15 protein-coding genes are annotated in these 22,645 nt (G+C 43.8%); 5 read left to right on the forward strand and 10 right to left on the reverse strand.

What is annotated here, in order from left to right; translation table 11 throughout:
* Positions 1–106: 106 nt before the first annotated feature.
* The 3 genes from ACIFQM_RS03265 to ACIFQM_RS03275 form a co-directional block, all read right to left on the reverse strand.
* Positions 107–1,069 (reverse strand): AraC family transcriptional regulator, encoded by a 963-nt coding sequence (locus ACIFQM_RS03265; protein WP_430041211.1) that lies wholly within the window; start codon positions 1,067–1,069, stop codon positions 107–109.
* A gap of 256 nt (positions 1,070–1,325) precedes the next feature.
* Entirely contained in the window at positions 1,326–2,324 is a 999-nt protein-coding gene (locus tag ACIFQM_RS03270; protein WP_430065007.1) for an alpha/beta hydrolase, read from the reverse strand.
* 678 nt (positions 2,325–3,002) lie between these two features.
* A complete protein-coding gene (locus ACIFQM_RS03275) occupies positions 3,003–3,971 on the reverse strand; it encodes an NAD-dependent epimerase/dehydratase family protein (protein WP_430041213.1) in 969 nt (322 codons plus the stop codon).
* Positions 3,972–4,162: 191 nt separating this feature from the next.
* On the opposite strand from ACIFQM_RS03275, the gene ACIFQM_RS03280 reads away from it, so the two are divergent.
* Entirely contained in the window at positions 4,163–4,678 is a 516-nt protein-coding gene (locus tag ACIFQM_RS03280; protein ID WP_430041214.1) for a PadR family transcriptional regulator, read from the forward strand.
* A gap of 128 nt (positions 4,679–4,806) precedes the next feature.
* Here the strand turns inward: ACIFQM_RS03280 and ACIFQM_RS03285 are convergent, their stop codons facing one another.
* From ACIFQM_RS03285 to ACIFQM_RS03295, 3 genes are all read right to left on the reverse strand, one after another.
* Entirely contained in the window at positions 4,807–7,089 is a 2,283-nt protein-coding gene (locus ACIFQM_RS03285; RefSeq protein WP_430065009.1) for a beta-glucosidase, read from the reverse strand.
* A 73-nt stretch (positions 7,090–7,162) separates the two neighbouring features.
* Positions 7,163–10,006, reverse strand: coding sequence for a family 78 glycoside hydrolase catalytic domain (locus ACIFQM_RS03290; protein WP_430041217.1), 2,844 nt, complete (start codon positions 10,004–10,006; stop codon positions 7,163–7,165).
* A gap of 13 nt (positions 10,007–10,019) precedes the next feature.
* The gene (locus tag ACIFQM_RS03295; protein ID WP_430041219.1) at positions 10,020–11,429 is read right to left on the reverse strand and encodes an MFS transporter; all 1,410 of its coding nucleotides are present in this window, start codon (positions 11,427–11,429) and stop codon (positions 10,020–10,022) included.
* A 162-nt stretch (positions 11,430–11,591) separates the two neighbouring features.
* Here ACIFQM_RS03295 and ACIFQM_RS03300 point away from each other — a divergent pair, with 162 nt between their 5' ends.
* A complete protein-coding gene (locus ACIFQM_RS03300) occupies positions 11,592–11,750 on the forward strand; it encodes a hypothetical protein (protein ID WP_430041221.1) in 159 nt (52 codons plus the stop codon).
* A gap of 76 nt (positions 11,751–11,826) precedes the next feature.
* Here ACIFQM_RS03300 and ACIFQM_RS03305 read toward each other — a convergent pair whose 3' ends face one another.
* Positions 11,827–13,317: an NAD-dependent epimerase/dehydratase family protein gene (locus ACIFQM_RS03305; RefSeq protein ID WP_430041223.1), complete on the reverse strand. Its 1,491-nt coding sequence runs from the start codon at positions 13,315–13,317 to the stop codon at positions 11,827–11,829.
* 254 nt (positions 13,318–13,571) lie between these two features.
* Entirely contained in the window at positions 13,572–15,257 is a 1,686-nt protein-coding gene (locus ACIFQM_RS03310) for an extracellular solute-binding protein (RefSeq protein ID WP_430041224.1), read from the reverse strand.
* A gap of 236 nt (positions 15,258–15,493) precedes the next feature.
* Here ACIFQM_RS03310 and ACIFQM_RS03315 point away from each other — a divergent pair, with 236 nt between their 5' ends.
* The gene (locus tag ACIFQM_RS03315) at positions 15,494–17,164 is read left to right on the forward strand and encodes a sensor histidine kinase (RefSeq protein WP_430041225.1); all 1,671 of its coding nucleotides are present in this window, start codon (positions 15,494–15,496) and stop codon (positions 17,162–17,164) included.
* 2 nt (positions 17,165–17,166) lie between these two features.
* Positions 17,167–18,765, forward strand: a complete 1,599-nt coding sequence (locus ACIFQM_RS03320) for a response regulator transcription factor (protein WP_430041226.1) — start codon at positions 17,167–17,169, stop codon at positions 18,763–18,765.
* Between the two features lie 149 nt (positions 18,766–18,914).
* Here ACIFQM_RS03320 and ACIFQM_RS03325 read toward each other — a convergent pair whose 3' ends face one another.
* Positions 18,915–20,411 (reverse strand): family 43 glycosylhydrolase, encoded by a 1,497-nt coding sequence (locus ACIFQM_RS03325; RefSeq protein WP_430041227.1) that lies wholly within the window; start codon positions 20,409–20,411, stop codon positions 18,915–18,917.
* A gap of 167 nt (positions 20,412–20,578) precedes the next feature.
* Entirely contained in the window at positions 20,579–21,997 is a 1,419-nt protein-coding gene (locus ACIFQM_RS03330; protein WP_430041228.1) for a cellulase family glycosylhydrolase, read from the reverse strand.
* Between the two features lie 361 nt (positions 21,998–22,358).
* Here ACIFQM_RS03330 and ACIFQM_RS03335 point away from each other — a divergent pair, with 361 nt between their 5' ends.
* Entirely contained in the window at positions 22,359–22,640 is a 282-nt protein-coding gene (locus ACIFQM_RS03335; RefSeq protein ID WP_430041229.1) for a hypothetical protein, read from the forward strand.
* Positions 22,641–22,645: the final 5 nt, after the last annotated feature.

Genomic DNA, 22,645 nt, shown 5'->3' on the forward strand with positions numbered 1-22,645 from the left:
GTTAGATGTTGACTGTCAAAAGCATTAAAAAAAGCAGGGGCACATCGTTTCCTTTGATGGTCCCCTGCTGCAATTCTTATGTGTAATTTATTTCTAGAATAATACCTTAGCGATACTCACTAGGTGTCATATTAGTATATTTCTTAAACATTTTAAAGAACGACGAGGGTTCGTTATAACCGACGTTCAACGCAATTTTTTCCACCGACATATTCGTTTCTTTCAACAATTCTTTAGCTACGTTTATCTTCTTTCTGTTTAATAGGTCTTTGAAGCTGCTTCCGGTTTCCTTTTTTAGTTTCAAACTTAAATAATTTTTGTTATATCCAAAGGTTTTCGATAGATCATCTAGTGAAACTGAATTATAGTGGTGATCAATATACGCCAATATAGAGATCACTTCCTGATTCACGTCTTTATCAATAGACCGCAGGTTATTTTTTTCAAGTACGTTGGTTAACTCAACCAGTATCAGTGATAGATAAAGATTAAGTGCCTTCATTTTGAAGGAGTACTCGGAAAAATACACGCAGAATAAATTATTCATTAGTCCGGTCAGCACATCGCTGCCCGAATTAGCAAAAATAAGATATCGGTCATGCTTCTCATTTTCTTTTGACGCTAAAAGCATAAATTGTGTCACCAAGTTATTGCTATTGGCAAGGTTGGAAATGATGTCTGTCGTAATCGTCTCTTCTTTCAGCAACACATTTAGAATAATGTCATCTTTATCCGTATTCTCAATGCTGTGTGGTGCATCACGATCAATTAACAGAATATCCCCTGCTGATAATTCGATTCTTTCATCGTTTATCATCTGTACACACTTACCTGAATAGACATAGTTCATTTCGACAAAATCATGCGTATGCATTTTTACCGGAGCATAGCGCCGATGTTTACGAATGAGTATATTTCCTTCTTGAAATAGTAATTCTCTTGATACTTTAGGAATCTTCGTATCATCAAAGGGAACGTTTAAGTCATTGATACTCATGCCTGTTAATTTTTGTAGTGTTTCGATTTCCTCTTCTTTTTGCAACAAAGCATCTAACTCTTTAATGTTCATTTTGCCTCCTAAAAAAACAAAAATTCGCCCCGATTCAGAGTCACACCTAAACCTCACCACCCCATTCCTATTTTTGATTTGTTGCTCGTATGACACCTCTCTCTCCCTAGCCAGAATAATCGTTTTTCAAGCACGCAAAAACCCGGAACACTTTTGTAACAGTGTTTCGGGCCTAGTATACCTCTCCTGCGCGCTCCCCCCCTGAATAAATCCCATATACCCCCAGATTATCCTTGTTATTTTACTGGGTAAAACATTAGCTTTGAAGTTTCAGCACAGGAATAATTTTAAGATTTTGATTCAGAAGTCTAGCGGCTTCATCACTCAAGAGACCATCGCCAAACTCAATGATGGTTCGCAATGGAACTGCCATCGCATCCTGAAGCCCAGGACCATCTGCCAGTATCGGTAGTGCCGCCAATACCAGGCTTTTGCACTCAGGGTTCTTCCATAACACACCAAGCTGTGCATCCAGACTGTATTCCTTGATATCTCCGTCTAGCAGGATATCCAGGTCAGAAGGAAATTCACCGAAGATATTGCTGATCCAGTCCGTGCAAAGGCCAAACCACTGTGCTACATGCTCATCCTTCATTGAGCGCAATCCGCCTGAAGTAACTGCCTTGGCTAACGACAAGCCATGCACACCGTTCTGGAAAATATGCAACTCAAAAGGAATCTTGAATTTGTCCAGCGCTGCTGCTAACGCCAGTGTATTGTCTACGGGTACTAGCGTATCCGCAAACGTATGGAAAATGAACGCAGGCGGCGTCAAAACATCCACCGCTTGATCGATCCCTGGAATCGGCGCGGGGAGGATCCCGCCCATTATCTCAAGTATGCAAGGGTATGCCAGAATCATTGCATTGGGCCGAACGCGCCCCATGGTTCCCAATGCAGCGGCCAGATGACCTCCAGCAGAAAACCCGCACACGGCTACTTTTTCCGGGTCGACCCCCCACTCCTTGCTATTCCCGCGAATCAATTCCAGCGCTTCTTCCGCATCATTCAACGGTTTGGGGAACGCCGCGTTTTCATTCAACGAGTATCTCAGAACAAAGGTTTGATATCCCTCCGCCAGAAACGCCATAGCGATGGGTTCAGCTTCCCTGTCTGAACATACTCGATACGCGCCGCCGGGAAGGATCAGTATGGCTGGGCGAACATGGGTATTTTTCATTTCAGGTGAAGAGTCCAGAAGATAGGTTGTCAAAGTAACCCCGCTATTTGTTAACTGTAAAGTGAAAGTATTCATATATAGACCTCCAATTTATATCAATCAATGTGGGCTGTGTAATGGTGCTGTCAATCATTTTTCCTCTGATTTCTCCGTTCCTCCAAGTCTTTGGCTATCTGCGTTTGCTTTTCTTCCGTCAGGTCAAACCAGACGATGCTTGCATTGAAAGCGATTACACTTGCTGGTCACGCCTGTCTCATAGCCAATCATAACTATCACACCGGCAGCATTGTTCCTTGAGCAGGGCTAGGCTAGAGAACCCCGTAAACACGCAGGAAATTACGCCGATTACCAGAAAAGCAATAACGCCCGCTGGAGCGCTTGGAATAACCTAAAAAAGAACCCATTATCTCAAATGAGTTCTTTTTTAGGTTATACAGAATCAGTCTTAAAAAATCGATGGTCATATATGCTCATTTTAGGAGCAACACAGGAAAAATCGAAGTATATTAGCTAAAACCGAAAGAAGCAGATGTATATTCAAGCGCTATTTGGATATTGGGACAACAAAACTTTAGATATTGGGCTCAGCGACCTGGGAATATCAAGAACGCTTCGTATAAGCGGCTATTATTATTAATGAAAATGTGGAACAGATACTGGGACTCAAACTGGTTATTACATTCCAAAAGGATCGATCCGGTCATATATACATTATTAAAGATACCCCGCCTACGAAATGAAGATAACATCAAGCTACAGGCATGCAGAAATAGTTTCTCTAATAGCCGCCGGAATATCCGCCTCTTTAAATTTCAAGATGTTCATGGTTTCTTCTGGATTTAAATAAGCGTCCCGGTCCTGAATGATTGCTGTGTAGCCGAGATGGATCCCATGCTCTTTCCCGGCCGCATTGGAGTGGGCATCGGCTTCCTCCATGGCTGGCTTCATATGTTCCAGAGGCAAAACGGAAATTTGGGTCTCGGTCTGACCGAGAACATCCGCTATGATCTGATAGAAATCCTTGAATTTCATATTCATTCCGCAGATTGCATAGCTGCTTCGATGGGTTCCGTATTCGATGGCTCCAACAGTAGCTTCAGCTACCTGCTGGGCAGTAACCATGGCTGTACCTCCGCCAAAAACCGGAACAACAGCTTGACCTCGAACCTGCTCCACAAAAACGCTCCATAATGGTATTCTACCCGGCATACGACCAAAAATATAAGGCAGTCGAAGAGACATGACATCCATTTCCCCTTCACCTTCCATAAAGGCAACCTCTTCCTGAAGAAGTCTGGTTCGTGGATATGCATTTTCCTTCTTAAGATTCAGATCGTGCCAAGCTTCAGTGAAGTGGGCAAAGTAAGAACCAAACAGGACAAATTTCTTGACTCCCGCCTTTTTAGCCAAGCGCGCCAGGCGCTGAGTTGGGAGCACATTGGCTTCGTAGAAAAATTTCAGAGCTGGAGCATCTGGCACCGTCCGCTCGTCCGCACCTGCTGCATACACAAAAGCATAGCAGCCCTCCAGTAAAGCCATAACCTGCTCGTCACTCATTGCCGTAATATCGCCAAGCTTGCAATCTACTTCCTGCGGAAGCAAATCTTCTGCTGGCATAGGCGGCAGAGCAACGGTGGAGACTGAATATCCGCGCTTTAACAATTCCTTCGTTGTGAAATATCCAAGAAATCCGGTACCACCTAAAACAAATACTTTTTTCATATGCTCCACTCTCCCAATCACGAGATTACTCATTACAATTAGATTATATAGGTTAAATTAACCTATGAATATAAGCATATATTAATAAAATGTGAACCTTTTCTCTACATTTTAAGAAAGGTTCTTTCTTATATTCATTACAAGGTATTATAATTACATGCATTAAGTTTATTTATGCGGAGGTTTCATTAGTGGATATTGGAATTCTGATATTATCTCAACTGATTCAAGGAAACAAACATGGTTATGAAATCAAAAAAAATATTAATCTGATTATGAATCGCAGCAATATGGTGAACAATAACAGCCTTTATCCGAAACTGAAGCAGTTTCAGTCCGAGGGATTGGTTACAAAAACCGTAACGGCTCAGGCGGGTAAACCGGACCGTTTTATCTACTCCATCACTGAGACTGGGGAAGCTAAATTTGGCGAGCTTCTTACTGACCTGTCGCCTGAACTGGTAACGTCCGATGATGAGTTTTATATCCGGCTTACCTTCTATGAGCTGCTGGAGCCCGCGAATCAACGAAAAGTGCTGGAATACCGCAAAATATATATTCATGACCAGCTAAAGCGCCTGGAACATATCGTTCAATCGATTGGAAATTCGGCCCAAAGACCTTATTCTCCCTTGCTCTCCCGTTATACGAACAAACAAATGGAATGTGAGCTGGAATTGCTAGATGAATTGCTAGATGAATTGTGACATGAACGCCGATTTATACTGAGCTATTCTTCCCGCCGGGTCAAACAATAGAAATTGACATCTCCATGGAACGATTGCTCAAAACCGTCGGGGAGCTTTTCTGTCTCGTCGCGCAAGTTTGCGTAGGCTCATTGGCGCACTGCCGCGTTCAAATGCTCCAGAAGCATGGAGAGCGTCTCCTCCGTAAGTGCTCCACCTGTAAACGGAATTAAAGCCCGCAGCGGCATATAGCGCATGGATGCCTGAATCATCTCCGCAGATACAGCGTCCGAATGTGCATTTTCGGCCCCCTGGGGAGCCATCCCCTGCATTTGGGCCAGCACCGCCGTCGTTTTCGGATTCGAAAGCAATTCGCCTAAAGCTGTATTTCGATCGTATACCGGCGTGATTTCTCTCGTAGTAGATTCCACCATAACTTTCGTTTGCAAAGCGATATGCCGTGAAGAGGACCCTAGTAGGATATCAAATTCCCCACTCTCCACTTGCCAGTCCTTATGCTCGACACTGTAGTGTGCAAAGCTTCGTTTATCCAAAGTGAAAGTGATGGTTTTCTCTTCCCCGGGTTTGAGAGCAACTTTGGCAAAGTCTTTAAGCTCTTTCTCAGGACGGCTTACCGTGGATTCACAATCATGGACATACAGTTGTACTACCTCTTTGCCAAAAACGGAACCCGTGTTTTTAACATTCACAGTTACAGAGAGCGTTTCCGTATCATTCATTTCGGTCTGACTCACGGTTAAATGGGAGTATTCAAACTGGGTGTAGCTTAGACCGTAACCGAAAGGAAACAATGGCTCGATATCTTTCGTGTCATAATAACGGTAACCTACGTAAATCCCTTCCCGGTATTCGACGCGGTCGCCATCGCCAGGGAAGAACAAATAGGATGGATTGTGCTTCAAGGATTGCGGGAAAGTTTCTGCTAATTTTCCGCTAGGGTTGGCATCTCCAAACAACAAATCAGCGATAGCCCCTCCGGCAGCCTGACCGCCCAAATATCCCTCCAGAACAGCCTTGACATCTTTGAGCCACGGCATGAGAATCGGTGATCCGTTGCACAGCACCACGACTACATTGGGTTGAACGGCAGCAACGGCAGAGATGAGCTGCTGTTGATTGAGCGGCATATCCAGATGAGAACGGTCATAACCTTCTGATTCATAGCGGTCGGGCAGACCCACTACGAGTACAGCTATATCAGAAGCTGCTGCAGCATTTATCGCTTCATCAAGCATAGACTGGTCGGATTCGTCCGAGTCCTGATCGTAGCCCTGCTTGTAAGTAATGGATGCGGCAGGTCCTGCGGATATCGTAATTTGCTCATAAATACTGTCCAACTGTGTAGGCTTGATATGGGAGCTTCCTCCACCTTGATATCTAACCTTTTCAGACATTTGCCCGATAATTGCGATTTTTCCTTCTTTTTTCAACGGAAGAATTTGATTCTCATTTTTCAGCAGGACCATCGTTTCTCTCGCAACTTCTCTGGCCAATTGATGATGGGTTGTCTGATCATAGCTGGCATTTTCACGCTTGGAATCGACTACTTTAAAAATGACATGGAGCAGCCTTTCTACCGCTTGGTCCAGCTTTTCTTCGGATAATTTGCCGTGGTTTACGGCTTCAACAATTTGCTTGGGCCCTTCTCCGTTCGAAGAAGGCATTTCCAGCTCCATACCGCCGGCGATACTGGCCACAATTTCACTTACCGCAGCCCAGTCGGAGACCACGAATCCTTCGTGGCCCCATTCTTCTTTAAGAATGGTTGTCAGCAAGTATTCATTCTCAGAGACATAAGATCCATTGACCTTATTATAGGCTGACATGACGGTCCATGGCTGAGATTGCTTTACAGCCTTTTCAAAACCGGTCAGATAAATTTCTCTTAATGTACGTTCATCTACAATGGCATCTGTTGTCATCCGTCGATGCTCCTGGTTATTAACGGCAAAATGCTTCAAAGAAGTCCCGACTCCTTGACTTTGCACACCTGCGATATGCGCTGCAGCTAATTCCCCGGTCAAATAAGGGTCTTCCGAGAAATATTCGAAGTTTCTTCCGCACAGCGGCGAACGCTTGATATTGGCGGCAGGTCCAAGGACGATAGCTACATCCTCTGCCTGCGCTTCCTTACCGATGGCCTCACCCACAAGCTGTACCAACTCGCGATTCCAGGAGCTCGCCAGACCAGCAGCTGAAGGGAAACAGGTGGATGGTACACTCTCATTGAGACCCAAATGATCCGATTCCCCGTCTTGCTTTCGAAGACCATGCGGGCCGTCAGTCAATATAATGGACGGAATGCCTAATCTGTCTACGGCTTGGGTTGACCAGAAGCTGGCTCCGGAACAAAGCTCTGCTTTTTCGTACAATGCCATCTGTCTTACCATATTTTTAATATCACGATCCATTCTTCTCAACACTCCTTGATCATAAGATGCAGTATTTTTATAAGCTCGGCATGCAGGTTATAATTTCATTTAACTATTGTTCCAGAATGATCGCCGTTAACCGGCGGTCCAGTTCATCCAGCTGCTCTTCCGGCGCCTCAAAGGAGGGATAACTGGCAAGATCACGGATTGAAGCTTCTCCCATAGGTCCCACGGTTTCAGCATCAATAGAAGCAAACACTGGCGAGAAGTCAATCAGTATGGCCTTGCTCTCACTGTTGCGCAGCAGTTCGTTCAAAGGCATGCGCGTGCTAAAACGTTTGATATACTCTTTGGTAGGCACATAATGAAGTTCGTAGACCCCACTATTTAATTGAATACAGCTATCCTCGCCCTTTTGCTCGGCTTCCCAATCACTCGTCTTCAAATTTTCGCCATTTATTGTAATATGATTTGGATTTGAAAAAGGTAAAGTTACTGTTGCCGTAGCATTAAACGGAATGGAAAACCTAAATGTTAATTCCCCGTTCGTGTCAAATGCCCATTCACTCTCATAGAGTCCCGCTGCGGTCTGCAATCTGGCTTTAACCCACTTGATACGGAAATCGGGCTGAGGAGTAAGCTGTACATGACGGAAACCGGGCTGTTCCTCCACTGGATTAATCCCCGCCATATTACGATACATCCATTCTACAATTGCACCATAAGAATAATGATTCAGGGAGTTCATGCCATTCTCGGCAATCTTTCCATCCAGCAAAATCGAATTCCACCGCTCCCATATCGTTGTTGCTCCCATTCGGACTGCGTACAGCCAACTCGGATAATCGTCATTGAGAAGCAGCGTGTAGGCGATATCATTGCTGCCGATGGCAGATAGTACGCGATTGATATAAGGTGTACCGACAAAGCCGGTTTGAAGATGGTTCTGGTCTTTACGCAGCCGCATGCGGGTATCTTCTGCAATTCTTCCCTTAAATGAATCTGGAACAAGGTCCATATATAAGGCGAGTGCATATCCTGTTTGCGTATCGATGGCCAGACGACCGTTCTTGGTAAAGAACTCATCTTTAATGGCTGCTTTGACTTCCTCGGACAGTGTGTGATATTGCTCTGCAAGATCATCCTTGCCCAAAACCTTGGCTGCTTTGGAGACTATTCCAGCTGAATACGAATAGTAAGCCGAAGCCACAAAATGGTTATCTGTACCGCCCATAGGAGAATTAGGATTATCTCCATCGAGCGCAAGCCAATCGCCGAAATGGAATCCCACCGTCCATAAACGTCTGGCCCCGGACTCGTCATCCGCCTTTTTAATAAAATCAACCCATGCTTTCATACTGTCAAACTGCTGCTCAAGAATGGCCTTGTCGCCGTAGTGAATATAGGCGTTCCATGGGATAATCGTTGCTGCGTCTCCCCAAGCGCTCGAACCGCCGCCTTGAACGTTACCTGTCGGAACTACCATCGGCACCATACCGTCTCTGTCCTGCTGCTCCATCCACAGATCAAAGCCGTATTTGGAGAAAAAGGCGTACGTATCCATGTTAAAATTCGCCGTACCTGAGAACACCTGGGCATCACCGGTCCACCCCATCCGCTCATCACGCTGTGGACAGTCCGTAGGTGTGTCGAGGAAATTACCCTTTTGTCCCCAAAGCGCATTCAGGAACAAACGGTTCACTTCTGGATTACTTGTTTCGAAATGGCCGATTTGATCCATATCCGAATACACAACACATCCCGTGAAATCTTCAAGATTCAGTGTACCTGGCCAACCCTCCACTTTAACATATCTGAATCCGTAAAAAGTAAATTGGGGGCGGACAACCGCCTTTTCCCCATTCGAGGTATATACATATTCTGCTTTGGCAGTTCTCAGGTTATCGCGATAAAAATTGCCTTCCTGGAGTACTTCACCGTGCTGTAAACGTATAACGGTTCCCGCTGGCGCCTTTGTTCGGAATTCAAGCCAACCAACCATGTTTTGTCCCATATCGATTACCGTTTCACCCGCTGGCGTCGTTATAATCTCCACCGGTTTAAGCTTTTCTTTAATCACAACAGGTAAACTCAGGCGCTCCATGAGCCGATCATAGCCCAGATCGGTGGTTCTCACTTTGAACACCTGCGGATCATTTAAAGTGGCATCGCGAACTTCACCGTCGTAAATATTACTGTCCACTACGTTTCCTTTACGTGCCTGCCATGATTCGTCCGTAACGATTACCTTCTCCGAGCCATCGACGTAGGTGATTACGATTTCACTGATCAGTGCAAAGTGATCCCCATAGATGTTCCCGGTTGTATCGCCTTCAAAGCCGAAGCGCCCTTTATACCATCCATTTCCAAGTGCTGCTTCAACCTTATTGCTTCCCGACTTTAGCAGGCTGGTAATATCATAGCTTTGATATTGAAGCCATTTATGATAAGCGTTATAAAGGGGAGCCAGATACTCGTCACCCGCTTTCACACCGTTAATCTCCAGTTCATAAACGCCTAGACCGCATATATAAGCACGAGCATTGGCAACCTCGCCGTCTAAGTCAAACGTTGTGCTCATTATTGGATGGACGGATGCTTCGAATTCAGGAGTTATCCACTGTGCCTTCCATTGCTCCTCCATCTTTGCTGTCTCGTACCATGCTGTATCGCTTACGCCTTCATCCCCTAGATCTCCCCAAACACGAACTCTCCAGTAATATCGGGTCCGGGGAAGCAGGCTCAGTGAAGGTTGATAGGCAAGACTATCCATCTCAGTGCTTTTTCCGCTATCAAAAACGATCTCGGTAAACTCTTCATTTAAAGCGATTTCAATTTGGGCCGCAACCTGTTTTTTGGATGGAGTCTCGCTGACTTCATAAGAAAATCGCGGTTGTCCCAATGAAAATCCCAAAGGATTGTGAATTCGATTCGTTTTGAGATTATTAACTTTCATGATTCGTATCCTCCTAGCTTTTTCTTCTCTCTTCCAGATCTTTTATAATTTTCGGGAATTCCTTATCAAGCGTGTACTTGTACAGACAGAATGCGAGGATAGCCAATACCACAATGGGTACATAGATGTTTAAAGCAATAATCGCTTGCTTGGCTGCAAACCCTTGGGTGACTGCCTGCTCTTGGTATCCACCCAAAGCTAAAAACCATCCGATCATTGCCGCCCCCACGGCTGTCCCTACTTTACCGCCAAAACCTGAAACACTGTTTGTTAAACCAACAATTCTATGATTGAATTTCCATTCCCCGTATTCGATTGTGTCCGTTGTAAGCGCTAACGTAACTGCCATTAATGGAATGGTGCCCAGTGTTTGGAAGACAGAGCAAACAAGTCCTAACACAAGATCCTCCGGGGCAATTAATCGAACGGCTGCACCGAGCAGACCAATAATGACTCCGCCCAAGGCTGTATTGCGTTTGCCGAATCTTTTGATAAACGGACCCGAGAAAGCAAAGCCAATAATGACAGGAATAAATCCGATCCCTCCCATAAGACCGATTAGATTCACATCGCCCCAAATATACTTCGCATAATAGGTCCCAGCCGCTACACCCAATGCAAACAGGATGTTTACGAAGGTGTTAACCAAGAACATAAGAACCCAATATTTGTTGGAAAACAAGAGCTTTAGTCCTTTAGAAACTGGAATTTTATCTTGAAAGATACCTAGTTCATCCAATTGCACATTGTTGTATTTTTCTTTATTAGAGAAGAAGGCAATCAATACTCCGGCAGCCGCAACTAATGCGAATATTCCCGCCAACAAGGTCCATTCCCGTCTGCCTCCTCCCATCACATTCACGAGAGGTAAAAAACCGATGGCTACAACCATTCCTGCCAAATAACCGGAACTGGATCTGATAATCCCCATCAATGAGCGTTCGTACGTATTCCGGGTTGTTAAAGCCATTAAACTAGTGTATGGTATTTGCGTCGGCGTATACACGCAGATATAAAACAAGAGATTGGTAATGATCGCGTAAATAATTTTTCCTGTATTACTAATGTCTGGAACAGAAAACACCAGAAACAGCGACACAAACATAGGTATGGCCATCCATAGCAGCCATGGACGTGCTTGCCCATATTTGGATTTGGTTCGGTCTACAAGAACGCCCATTCCGACATCCGCAAAAGCGTCAAGGATTTTGGTTATCAGCAGCACAGTTCCCACAATAGCTGCCGAAACCCCGACAACGTCAGTATAATAATACGTAATGAGACCCAATAAACCACTTGAAATATTAAGTGCAAATTGTCCCATGGAGTCACCGATGAGTCGCCTTGTTGTGATTTCCCGCTTTAGCTGCTGTGGCTTGTCGGTGTTTACCCCGATGTGTTGATCATTGACTACAACTCCCATAATGTTCCCTCCGATATGCTCTTGATGATTGCTACTCAATCAGTAAGCTTTCATACTTTAATTGTAAGAGTCACGGAGAGAAACCGATATAACGCGTTGCAAAGATCACATAACGGAATCCAAATGGTCGGGCTTTGCAACAAGCAAAAAGGAGAAATACTTTTGGAAAACTGCAATTCGGAATTCGAAGCTGAAATTCTTAAAAAGTGCAGATTTATCATCAATCAATTCATTCAACAGGTGAAAGTCAATGAGGCAAAGAAGCTGCTTGACTTGACCAACGAACTGATCGGAGCCATCGCAGCCAGATTGAATTTTTAGGATCAGACCTATTTTATATCAGGATTACGCCCAAACGCTACCGCGATCAAAAATATGCAACTAAAATACATCCTGATTAATTTTCAAAACCGTCGAATATCTTCTCGTCATAGTAGTTCGATTCATCCTTGCTATGCAGCGGATACCATACTTGTGCAAAAAAAGGATTACGCTTCGCTTCTTCATCATAATTCCAAGGAGCAGGAAAACAATGCGGACACCAGTGTCCCCCCAGCAATACTAGCGTTGGACTGGCCTCAAATTCGTGGCCGAAGGCACAGCTCCAGTTCAATTTGGCAGCCAGGTCTCCAGTATCCATCGAAGTGGACAAACACTCCCCTCCTCTGAAAGCCGCAGCCCCCGCCATATCATCCAGATTAAGCTCCGATTTTGGCTTGCTCTCGTCATATCCGTGATTCAAACGCAGAGGAACCTTGGAGGGCTCAATGTGCTTATAATCTTTCCATGTGGGAATACTCTCCCATTCCTTTTTTGAACCAAAGAAAGCAGTAATCCGATCCTTTACATTATTTTGAATCCAATAAAGCGTACCGAACTCTTTTTTCGCAACTGGCTCCATTATAAACTTTTTCATGATAAAGGGAGGGACAATTTTAGCCATTTTCAGCGTAACCGGCGCATTTTTTTTCAATTCATTCAGGAATTCATCTGCAGACCCGCTTCTGAAGTGAAGGTATTCCTCCAGTACATCCGAATCCTCGTACCATTGCCCATGGAAATTCCGTGTCGCAAACCAGTTCAAGTCGACAACTTTTCTGAAATCGTTAATACCGATAGCTCTGAAGCTTTTCTGCATAAATTCGTAGTTGGAGGTTCTGTACTTCTCTCCTCCCCCAATATTATATATTCTTCTCCAGAACTCTTCGGGAACACTATCTTCACACACATTGGCCAGAAGCCGTCCCGAATCCTTGGCAGTGACCCACTCAAACACACCGTTAATCGGTTCGTGAAACATGATAGGGTCCATTCCATTTAACATCCCACCATATAGCACCCCGGTTTGCCGTAAAGACACCCAATACTTTAGACCAGATTCGATCACTTTCCGTTCAGCTATCGTTTTGCTGATCGCGTAATTATCATAGACGCTGATCTTGATCGGATCTCCTGTTCTTCCCCAGTGAATGGGCGGATTTCTGTCCCCTGTCTCGGCGATGGTACCGATATACATAAGCTTGATTAGATCGGGATCAGGCTGTGCCTTTATCGCCCTCACAATATTGTCGACTGCGCCTATATTCACCTTGGTGGTCAATTTAGGACGATAATCAGCCATAGGGGACACCATGCCCCCGACATGTAACACATAATCTGACCCTGTCACGCACTGCAGAACATCCGCATAACGGGTAAGATCCCCGTACACAACCTTGACTCCTGGCTCATTTTCATATTTGGACATGATTTCCTTATCCTTGGCAGTGGGCAGAACCAGAACAACAATATTAAATCGATCCCTTCTAAGCAGCAGCTCCTTGAACCCCTCATGCCCCATATTTCCGGAAGCCCCTGTCAAAAACACAGTCTTCTTGTTAGTAGTCATAAAAAAACAACGCCTCGCTTTTCTTAATGATTAGTTAATATTAATGGTATGGAAATGGGCCTCAAAAAAAGTATAAAAAAAGAATTCTGGGTATTTTTTCAAATATCCCAATCTGATTTCATACGTTTGTATTCAGTATAGTAAAACAAGGAGAGGTACTATATAGCGGAATAAAAAGATTCAATAGAAAAATCCAAATATGCATCGAGACCGATCAACGTATTTCAGCATATAAAATAAAAACCGACCTTTCATCACTTGATTCCTTGTACGGAACGATACCACTCGTTTACCTCTTCCGTGATTTCGTCTCCCCCGCTTGACCTCCATTTATGGACAAACGCATCGAACGACTCAAGCGGCCGGTTTCCATAAATAATTTCAATGAAGGTATCCATTTGCATCTTTTTAAGCCATGCATTCCTGATTTTCATGGTTGCGGTAGCAGGTCCCTGAAAATATTCGCGAACGTCGGCATCCGTTTGTACCATCGATATAAGAACTGCCTTGCTAGAAGTTTCTTCTGTCCGATTGCTGGTATCATTGCAGACTAGGCCGCCGAAAGCGCTGGTCACCAGATCCTTGTTGGTTAATGTTTCTCCTCTTGCCATCTTCAGTGTGGTCTCCAAATCTCGGGAGGGAAAGGAAAGCAGGGACCCTATTAACGAATATTTCATAGTTTGAACTCTCCCACCCGGGATATGCTCGTTATCAAAATATACTTTGCCGTCCTGAATCTTAAAGTCGTAACCGTCCTGATAAGCCTGGAAATACAGCGGATCTTGCGTTTCGTACACTTCATATAATGCGTTCATGTAATGAAAGAATGCTTGCATGGCCTCTTTCGAGATATCCTTGCTAATCAGAATCGCCCCGGAATATGGAACTCCGACGCTCCTCAAGTTCTCACCATTTTCACCTTTTGGAAGGGGATAAGGTGTGTACCTTGCGGTTGGATTGTTGGCCAACGTCATGGAGCCTGGATATTCGCTAAACCAGCTTTCACTCCCCACCATCCCGACCTCACCAGAAGCAATACCCTCAGTAACTTTGTTGAAGTCATGAAGGGCAATATCATTGGCGATATAGCCTTTATTCTTCCATTCCTTTATTTTAGACAAGGCTTGTTTGATTCCCGGTTGAACAGATCCGTACTGGAGTTGTCCATTCTCATCTGGATACCATCTTTCTGGAATAGCTCCAAATAACCCGAATATCCATAATATATTTCCAATAGGATAGCCGGATAGTTGCTCTTTCATTCCAAAGTCCAGTGCAAGGGTGTCCTTCTTCCCGTTACCGTCCGGGTCCCGGTTTACAAATGCGTCCATGACCATTTCCAATTCTTCAAGATTAGTCGGGGCCTTCAAATGAAGTTTGTCCAGCCAATCCTGGCGGATCCAAAGCACGGGCTGGGTTCCCATAGTTGGACGAATGATGGGGATCGCGTATTTTTCACCATCTTTCATAAATGGCTCCCATGCAGAAGGAACTTCCTTCATTGCTGCTTTCCAGGTTGAGGAAGCATATTGATCGAATGCCTTTCCTACATTCAGTACTTTTCCAGATTCTACAAAGCGACTAGTCGTATCATTTTGTGTGGATACTAAAACATCAGGCAGCTGATCTCCTGAAGAAAGCATCAATTTCAGTTTAGTATCATAAGTCCCATCACTTAAAGGCGCGCTCCACAAGGTCTTCAGGTTCACACCAAGCGTATCTCTGGCCCATCTTGTGTGCACATTGTCAGCATAAGATTCCCCATTTTTGAATTTAGCTGAGGGGTCTTCGCCTCTTACCATAGTTAAGGTGACAGGTTGTTCCATTTTGATATTGCTATAATCCTGATTATTTTTGGCTCCATAATGGCACCCGGTCAGTAACCCAAGAAAGATCACAGCGACAAGAACCATAGTAGGAATTTTATTTCTGAGGAGCATACTCTAATCCTCCATGTCATGAGTTTACTATTCGCTTGTATTATAAGCCCTAGGCTGACGGACTACACATTCATTTACTCAACATAACAATAATCCAACCTGTCAGATATAACGAAATCCAAAGGTTGATATCGTTATATTAAGATTTCAACCGTTTTGGTTTAATATGCATTGTAATTAAGCTATTAGCCTTCTACAATGGGTACATCAAAAAAATTTATAAGGATTTAGGTGCTATGTTCAAACAATACCGTACATTTTACTCACTCCTTCTGCTGATCCCGTTGACTACCACAATCATTTTGGTGATGTACACATACACTGTTGACACGAGTCTCAATACGGTACGGCAGGATATTCAACAAAACAACCTGAACCGGATCCGGTTTGTTATGAATAATTTGGATCATAACATCGAAAATCTATCCATGTTCGCAGTATCGTTGGAGGCCGATCCGATGGTTGGACTATTGCCCTCGATTGACCGTATGAATAATTATGAGCAAGTAAAATTAATGTTGGACTTAACAGATAAGCTATATATACAGAAATTCTCAGAAGGCTGGAACAATCAGATTTCCATCTTCTCCACGCATGTGAATAAATGGATCGGTGCCTCTCCTCCCCAAAAGGCCCCCCCCTCCAAGCTTAGTGGTGAACCGTGGACGTTCAATCCTGTTCTTGGCGAATTTACATCCTATCGAATGAATGATGGGTACACAATTAATGTTACGTTCCCACAAGATAATCTACTGGAGATGCTGGACAGGAGTAAGAATGAGACCAACGATCCCTTGTTTTATCATCCGGGAAGTCCGGTTATCATGAACCGCTACTCCAAGTCCACAATTGTTAATGCATTGCTGGGTTCTCTGAACCCCCTTTTGAGAGGGCGAGAGGAGGGAACCGAGGTCATATCCGTCAATGGGAATGATTATTTGACGATCTTTATGAAATCCGAAACCTTGGGTTGGTATATGGTCGATTATTTACCACTGAACCAAGCGTTTGAACCCATAGTAAGGACCAAAAAGTTCTTTTATATTGCCTGTATCATGCTGCTTGCAACCGGAGTTGTCACACTATTATTTCTTTACCGGAAAGTACAAATACCAATTGTAACCCTGCTCAAAGGAGTCCGTCAGCTCAAAAATGGAGATTTCTCCTTCCGAATAACAAGGGCTAGCCGCAATGAATTTGATTTCCTTTATGCAGATTTTAATGATATGGCTGCGCAAATTCAGGACCTCATTGAGAAGGTGTACAAAGAGCAACTCATCTCCAGGGAAGCTATGGTGAAGCAGCTCCAGGCTCAAATCAATCCACATTTCTTGTACAATTGTCTGTTCTTCATTAATAACATGATCCGTTTGGGAAATGAAGAGGCTGTGACTGCGATGACGCAGAACTTGGCAGAATACTTCCGGTACTCTACCCGGTTGGATGAACCTATGACTACACTGGACAAGGAACTGGGTGTCGTGGAGAATTACTTGAAAATTCAATGTTTAAGAATAGAGCGCCTAACATATGGGATCGATGTTCCTGACTCCATGAGAAGGCTGGGAATTCCCAAGCTGTTGATTCAGCCCTTGGTTGAGAACGGCGTTCTTCATGGAATTGAACAAAAACAAGACTCCGGCTTTATCCAGATTACAGGAGTCGAAGAGCATAGTCTTTATCGCCTCATGGTTGAGGATGACGGAAAGGGACTTCCGAAAGAAAAAATCGAGGAGCTTCTGCAAAGAATCGAACAACCCCAACAAGATACTATGGGCTGCGCCCTGTGGAATATCAGGCAGCGTATGCATACACACTTTGTGACCCCCTCGGGTATTGAATTTAGCCCAAGCCCTATGGGAGGTCTAAAGGTGACACTGTACTGGCCCAAACAACAGGAGGATTAACCTTGTACGAATTATTATTTGTAGACGATGAGAAGTCAGTAGTAGACAGCCTCGCTCTTACCATCCCTTGGGAAGATTATGGAATCCAGTCCGTGCATAGAGCTTATTCAGCCAAAGAAGCCCTGGAAATTGCTTCGAAACATGCGATTGATATTTTAATCACCGACATTCGCATGCCAGAGATGGACGGTCTGGAGCTGATTGAACAGATCAGACATTTCGCAAAAAAGATTCTATGTATTATTTTATCCGGTCACGATGAATTTGAATATGCACAGAAAGCGATTCAATACCAAGCGATGAATTACCTTCTTAAACCCGTCGATATCAGCGCATTAATTGACACCGTTGTAAGCGCTATCCGATACATTGAGTCCGAGTGGAAGGAAATCAGCTCTTTTCAGCGAATCCAGCATACGCTGCATGCCAATATGCCTCTGCTGCGTAATCAATTTCTTAATGATCTTCTTCAGAACAGACGGGTGCACAATCATTTTCTGGAAGAACGACTGACCATGCTGGAACTTCCTTTTAAGCCGAACGATTCCTTCATGATGATGGTGGTTCGTCTGGAAGAGGATTTTTCAGGCTATGATCTCCGTTCACTGTCGCTTCTGGAATATGCAGTCACCAATATAGCAGAAGAGGTATTCCAAAACCTCTTTAGCTTATGGCACTGCATTAGCGAGCAGGGTTATCTGGTGTTCTTGATTAATAGCAATGATCCTAAAGCCTTTGAATTGGTGGATTCCTATGCCGTTAGGCTGCAAAATCATGTTCAAAAGTTTCTAAAGGGGGCATTGTCCATCTGCTTGAGCCAGATACGGACATTCCCCAATAACCTGTCAGAGCTTTATCAGGCTTCGGTCTCTTCAATCAACCGCAATGTAGGCGAAAACAAAAGTTACTTTATAATTGTTGACGAAAAAGCTGCGGATGCAGAAGGACATCCTTTGATCAATCTTTACGAGCCACCACTGTTGCCCTCTTTACTGGAATCCGGGAATTGGGACGAGGCTCTGGATAAAATCAATCGAATCTTATCCATCGGAGATCCAACAAAAGAACCTTCTCGCGATCAGCAGTTTACGGTTCTGCTTTACCTATCTTCTTCTTTTGCCATTTCATTCAGGTCTCCTAAGGAAACGGTAGAAGAACTGCTTGGAGAAGAGTTCGACCTGCTCTTGAGAAGAAAAAGCCATCTTTCCAGTCAGCGAATCTTCCTATGGGCTGAGAAAATGATAAATATGCTCCGCGCGAAAGCTACTCATCATTTGGAGGATGCACATCAGCAAATCGCTTCTAAAGTCAGAAGCTACATCCAAGCTCACCTTGCTGAAGGAATCTCGCTTCAGACGGTGGCTGACCATGTGTGTCTACATCCTGTTTACTTATCCAAGGTCTATAAAACCGTCTCAGGTGAAACGATTGGGGATTACTTATACCGTTTGCGCATGGAGCGAGCCGCTTATCTTTTGCTCAATACTGATTTGAAAATCGCGGAAGTCAGCAGTCAACTCGGATTTTTGGCCCCTCCCCACTTCATCAAGATTTTTAAGAAAAATTATGGAACCACCCCCCACGAATATCGAAGCCGATAAAAGACAAAGACAAAAAATCAGAACACGCAATCCTAGAATTAGGATTGCGTGTTCTGATTTTTTGGGGCTATTCTCGGCTTATGCCATCCGTCCTTCAATTTAGCTGAAGACAGTGGCATGAAGAACTGTTTGAGTCCTTTTTACGACTTTTAAAAAAATGAAAAGCTTAAAAGTTCAATTCTATTTTTCCCTTTAAATGTAAAATACAAAGCATGCATTCCATTTAGTTCTATATGTGTACTACTTAATTTCCAGCTCTCCGAAGAATTTATTTTGATTTCGGCGAGTTTTTTTCCTGGTTTATTGGAAATTATCAGTGTTCCACTTCCCGGTCCTCTTGTCTTTACAGTGAGTTTTGTTGACCCTTGAAAATCAAAATATTTATAAGCAAGCAGAGTTCCGGTACTAATATTAGTAAGAAAGCGTTCCTCAGCCCGATGTGTAATGTGCGGCTTTTTCTTTTTACTGCTTCCATTGGTCATGTGTGGCATATGTCCATCTGTCAGGTTGCAGGCAATAACTGCAGGATATTCCCCTGTTGCTTGCAAAGGTCCGCTATTCAGACCACAGGATGTCATTTCAACCTGTGGAATGGAGCCATCTTTAAGTATGTTGATTTGTTCTGCGCAAGCCTGTCTGGAGTTAGAACTCATATGCGTATGTCTGTGATAGAAAATATACCAATTACCATTGATACATTCGATGCTTCCGTGATTATTTCCGGTAACAGTCAGCCGATCTTTTGGGTCTCTGCCATTCATTCCGATGTCTCCGTTTGATATAATCACTCCACCATACTGAAACTCCCTGTCGGGGTATATGCTGGTAGCATAGCATAGCTCATGATTTACAAAAGAAGAATAAATAAAATAATAGGTTGCTCCAATCTTTCGTATAGAGCTTGCTTCAAAGAAAGCATGTCCTTTAAATTCCGTACCTTTTGCTTCCATTTCACAAGGAATAATCCGTTTAGGCTCACTTTTAACTGTCAGCATGTCTGCTTCAAGTTCTACAACATTCGCCCCCATGATTCCCTGCGCATCTGACTTGATTTCTTCCATGGTCTTATGGAGCATTCCTTGCATGACTTTGTTATATATACCTTTTACAAGAGCGTTGTTAGTAGGACCTACCGGAAGTGCCCAACCGTAGTAAAGATAGATCCTTCCATCATCATTGATGACCGCCGGATCAAATGGTATATAGCGAAGCATCAGCCTTCCATCCGTGTATTTCACATCCCCATAGTATTCGTACTTTCCTGCAGGGGTATCGCAGACTGCCACAGAAATGGGTCCGTCAAATCCGCCTTTTCCGGCAAAAGCAGCCAAACAGTAATACAGATAATATCTTCCATCATTACCCTGTACCACATCTGGAGCATACAGATACTTGCGCTCCCCGGCACCTTTTACAACCTCTTTAGAGTGCGGGTCCTGTGAGGCACTATAAATTGTCCCTTCGCATCTCCAGTCTGTTAAGTCTTTTACATCCGCAGAATAAACCACATAATCCAGTTCGCAAAAGGTAGTGCCCCCCTCTCTGTCATGGGAGCCGTACACATAGACCCTGTCACCAAATACGTGGGGCTCCACATCCGGGATATATTCATTTAATGGTAAAAATGGATTGAAAATCTGATCCATGCGCTATTTCCTCCTCACGTGAGCTTTGCTTTCAGTCGAAAATCAGGCTCTCCAATTCTTTGAGACATTTCATTATGGTATTCTTAGAGTACAAATATTGAAGTTTCTGCAACAACTCGATGGAAGGATCCCACCTATATTCGACCTTTGAGTGATAAGACCTTCTATTATCTGACCGTTACCTCAATCAATTCATCTGCATCGGTCACTATGGTGACGTATCCTCCAGCTACACCCGACAATGGCTGAATCTGTACCTCAGCGGGAATACTGACGAAAATCGTTTTCGGGGTTATGTTAGCAAGCTCTGGAATGTACAGAACGGTTTTTCTATTCTTCTTAGCTTTCCATTTCACATTCAGACTTTTCATCGAGTAGTCATATTGATAAGAAATTAGGTCGCCTGCGGTAATGACCGGATACCCTCTTTCCAAGCTTGAGTAATTCGGGTCCTTCTCCATACCTTGATAGTACACCCAGTAAGTGCTGCTCCAATGGTACTGTTCCAGGATTCCTGCCATATGCTCAATCAGGGAATTCGTGAAATCTTTACTCGGAAATGCCCCCCATTCACCAACAATAACAGGCACTTGCAGTCTTAGTTGAGACAGGTTCTTTTGTGCAAAAATTTGATTTATATTCTCTTTATTAAATGCCTCGTAATTATCCGAATCCACCACCGCGTCGTAACCATGCGGCCCATAGATTTGCTGATGATCCACTTGTCCATCCGGGCCTGTCAGCTTTTCTATACCCGTTTCTACAAATGAACTGCTGTAGATATTACCTCCTGTCACGAGCGGAACGCTGCAAACTTTTCGAATAGCTCTCAGTATCCGGTTATAAAATGGTATTAGAATTTCCTTATCAAAATCCATGAACTGCTCTGTTAAGATGTTCTGCATAACACCCTGCTCTTCCAGAGTCACTGCTGCTTGATTGCTAAGATCGAAATCGGGGTTGGATTCTTTGATTTTCGCAATGGCCGTCCCAAAGGCTCTTAGCGCAATACTTCCCATGTAAGGTTCATTCATTGGTTCAAAACCGATCATATTCGTGAAATCCTTAAATCGGTCAGCAATATGCTCCCACATCGCTTCATAATGATCCAACAGCCCTACACCGTCAGAAGCTTCCTTATTACTCCAAAAGTTATCTGCAGCTCTCATGATAGCCTGACTGGACAGATAAGCTTCATACCACATGCTGCAATGCTCAGGATGATACAAGCCTTCATCCAGCGTTGCCCAATCCGGTGCTCCATCGGCAAATTTAGCGGCGAACAAGTCCTGATGCATATCCAGCATGATATAGATTCCGCACTCTTCTGCCTTCTGAACAACATGGGCAACTCGGTCCAGGTATGTTTCATCGTAGACGCCTGGCTCAGGCTCAACACCATCCCAGAAGATCCCTAACCGAACCAGATTGAATCCCCGTCTTGCAAAATGGATCAACAGATTATCAATATTGGGTTCGATATATCCGTATTCTTTCTTCTTGCATACTAGATTAATACCGTTCATCAGGACTTGATCTCCATCCTCATTCACAAACCTCAATCCATCAACCATTAATCGTTTCATACTATATCTCCTTAAATGAGAAGATTCTCCTTTATCTTTGCTTTCTGATCGCCTGTGGTAGACATCTTTTATTTCAGTGTAACGGATGTTCTACAACAGTTACATAACTATCTCTAAAGACTGGATAATGGAATCTTAACCTCTTATTGCGCAAAAATTGAAAAGATTAAATTTAATCCATGTGCTTCGCTATTTTTAATACGGGCATGTTCATTGACAAGCAAGAGGTATCTTTGCTAGCATAATTGAAGCTAAATTCGGTAAGGAGGTCTTCTTCATTCAACCTAGTCAAAGACTTGAACATGAGCGCAGCAATCTGAGAATAAAGCGACGCAGAAATATTATTGAATGTTACGTTGCGATGTCAAAAGAACCTCTGGAAGATATAGAAATCTATCAGGAGCAGTACAACAAACTGATTGCGCTTTTCAGCGAGCTTGTCCTACTCGGAGAGCAAGACGGCTACATAAGAAGAACGGACCATATGACTGCCGATACCATTATTACCATGATGAATGTTTTTGGGAATTTTTCCAAGAAAATGGCTATGCTAAATGGCATTGCCGCATTTCATACCCAGGTAGAAGAGGAAGAACAGTTCAAGATTCTGAAGAAATTGTTCCTTGACCAATTAAGAGCGTAAAACTC

The organism is Paenibacillus sp. NRS-1782, assembly GCF_050467685.1.
Taxonomy (GTDB): Bacteria; Bacillota; Bacilli; order Paenibacillales; family Paenibacillaceae; genus Paenibacillus; species Paenibacillus terrae_A.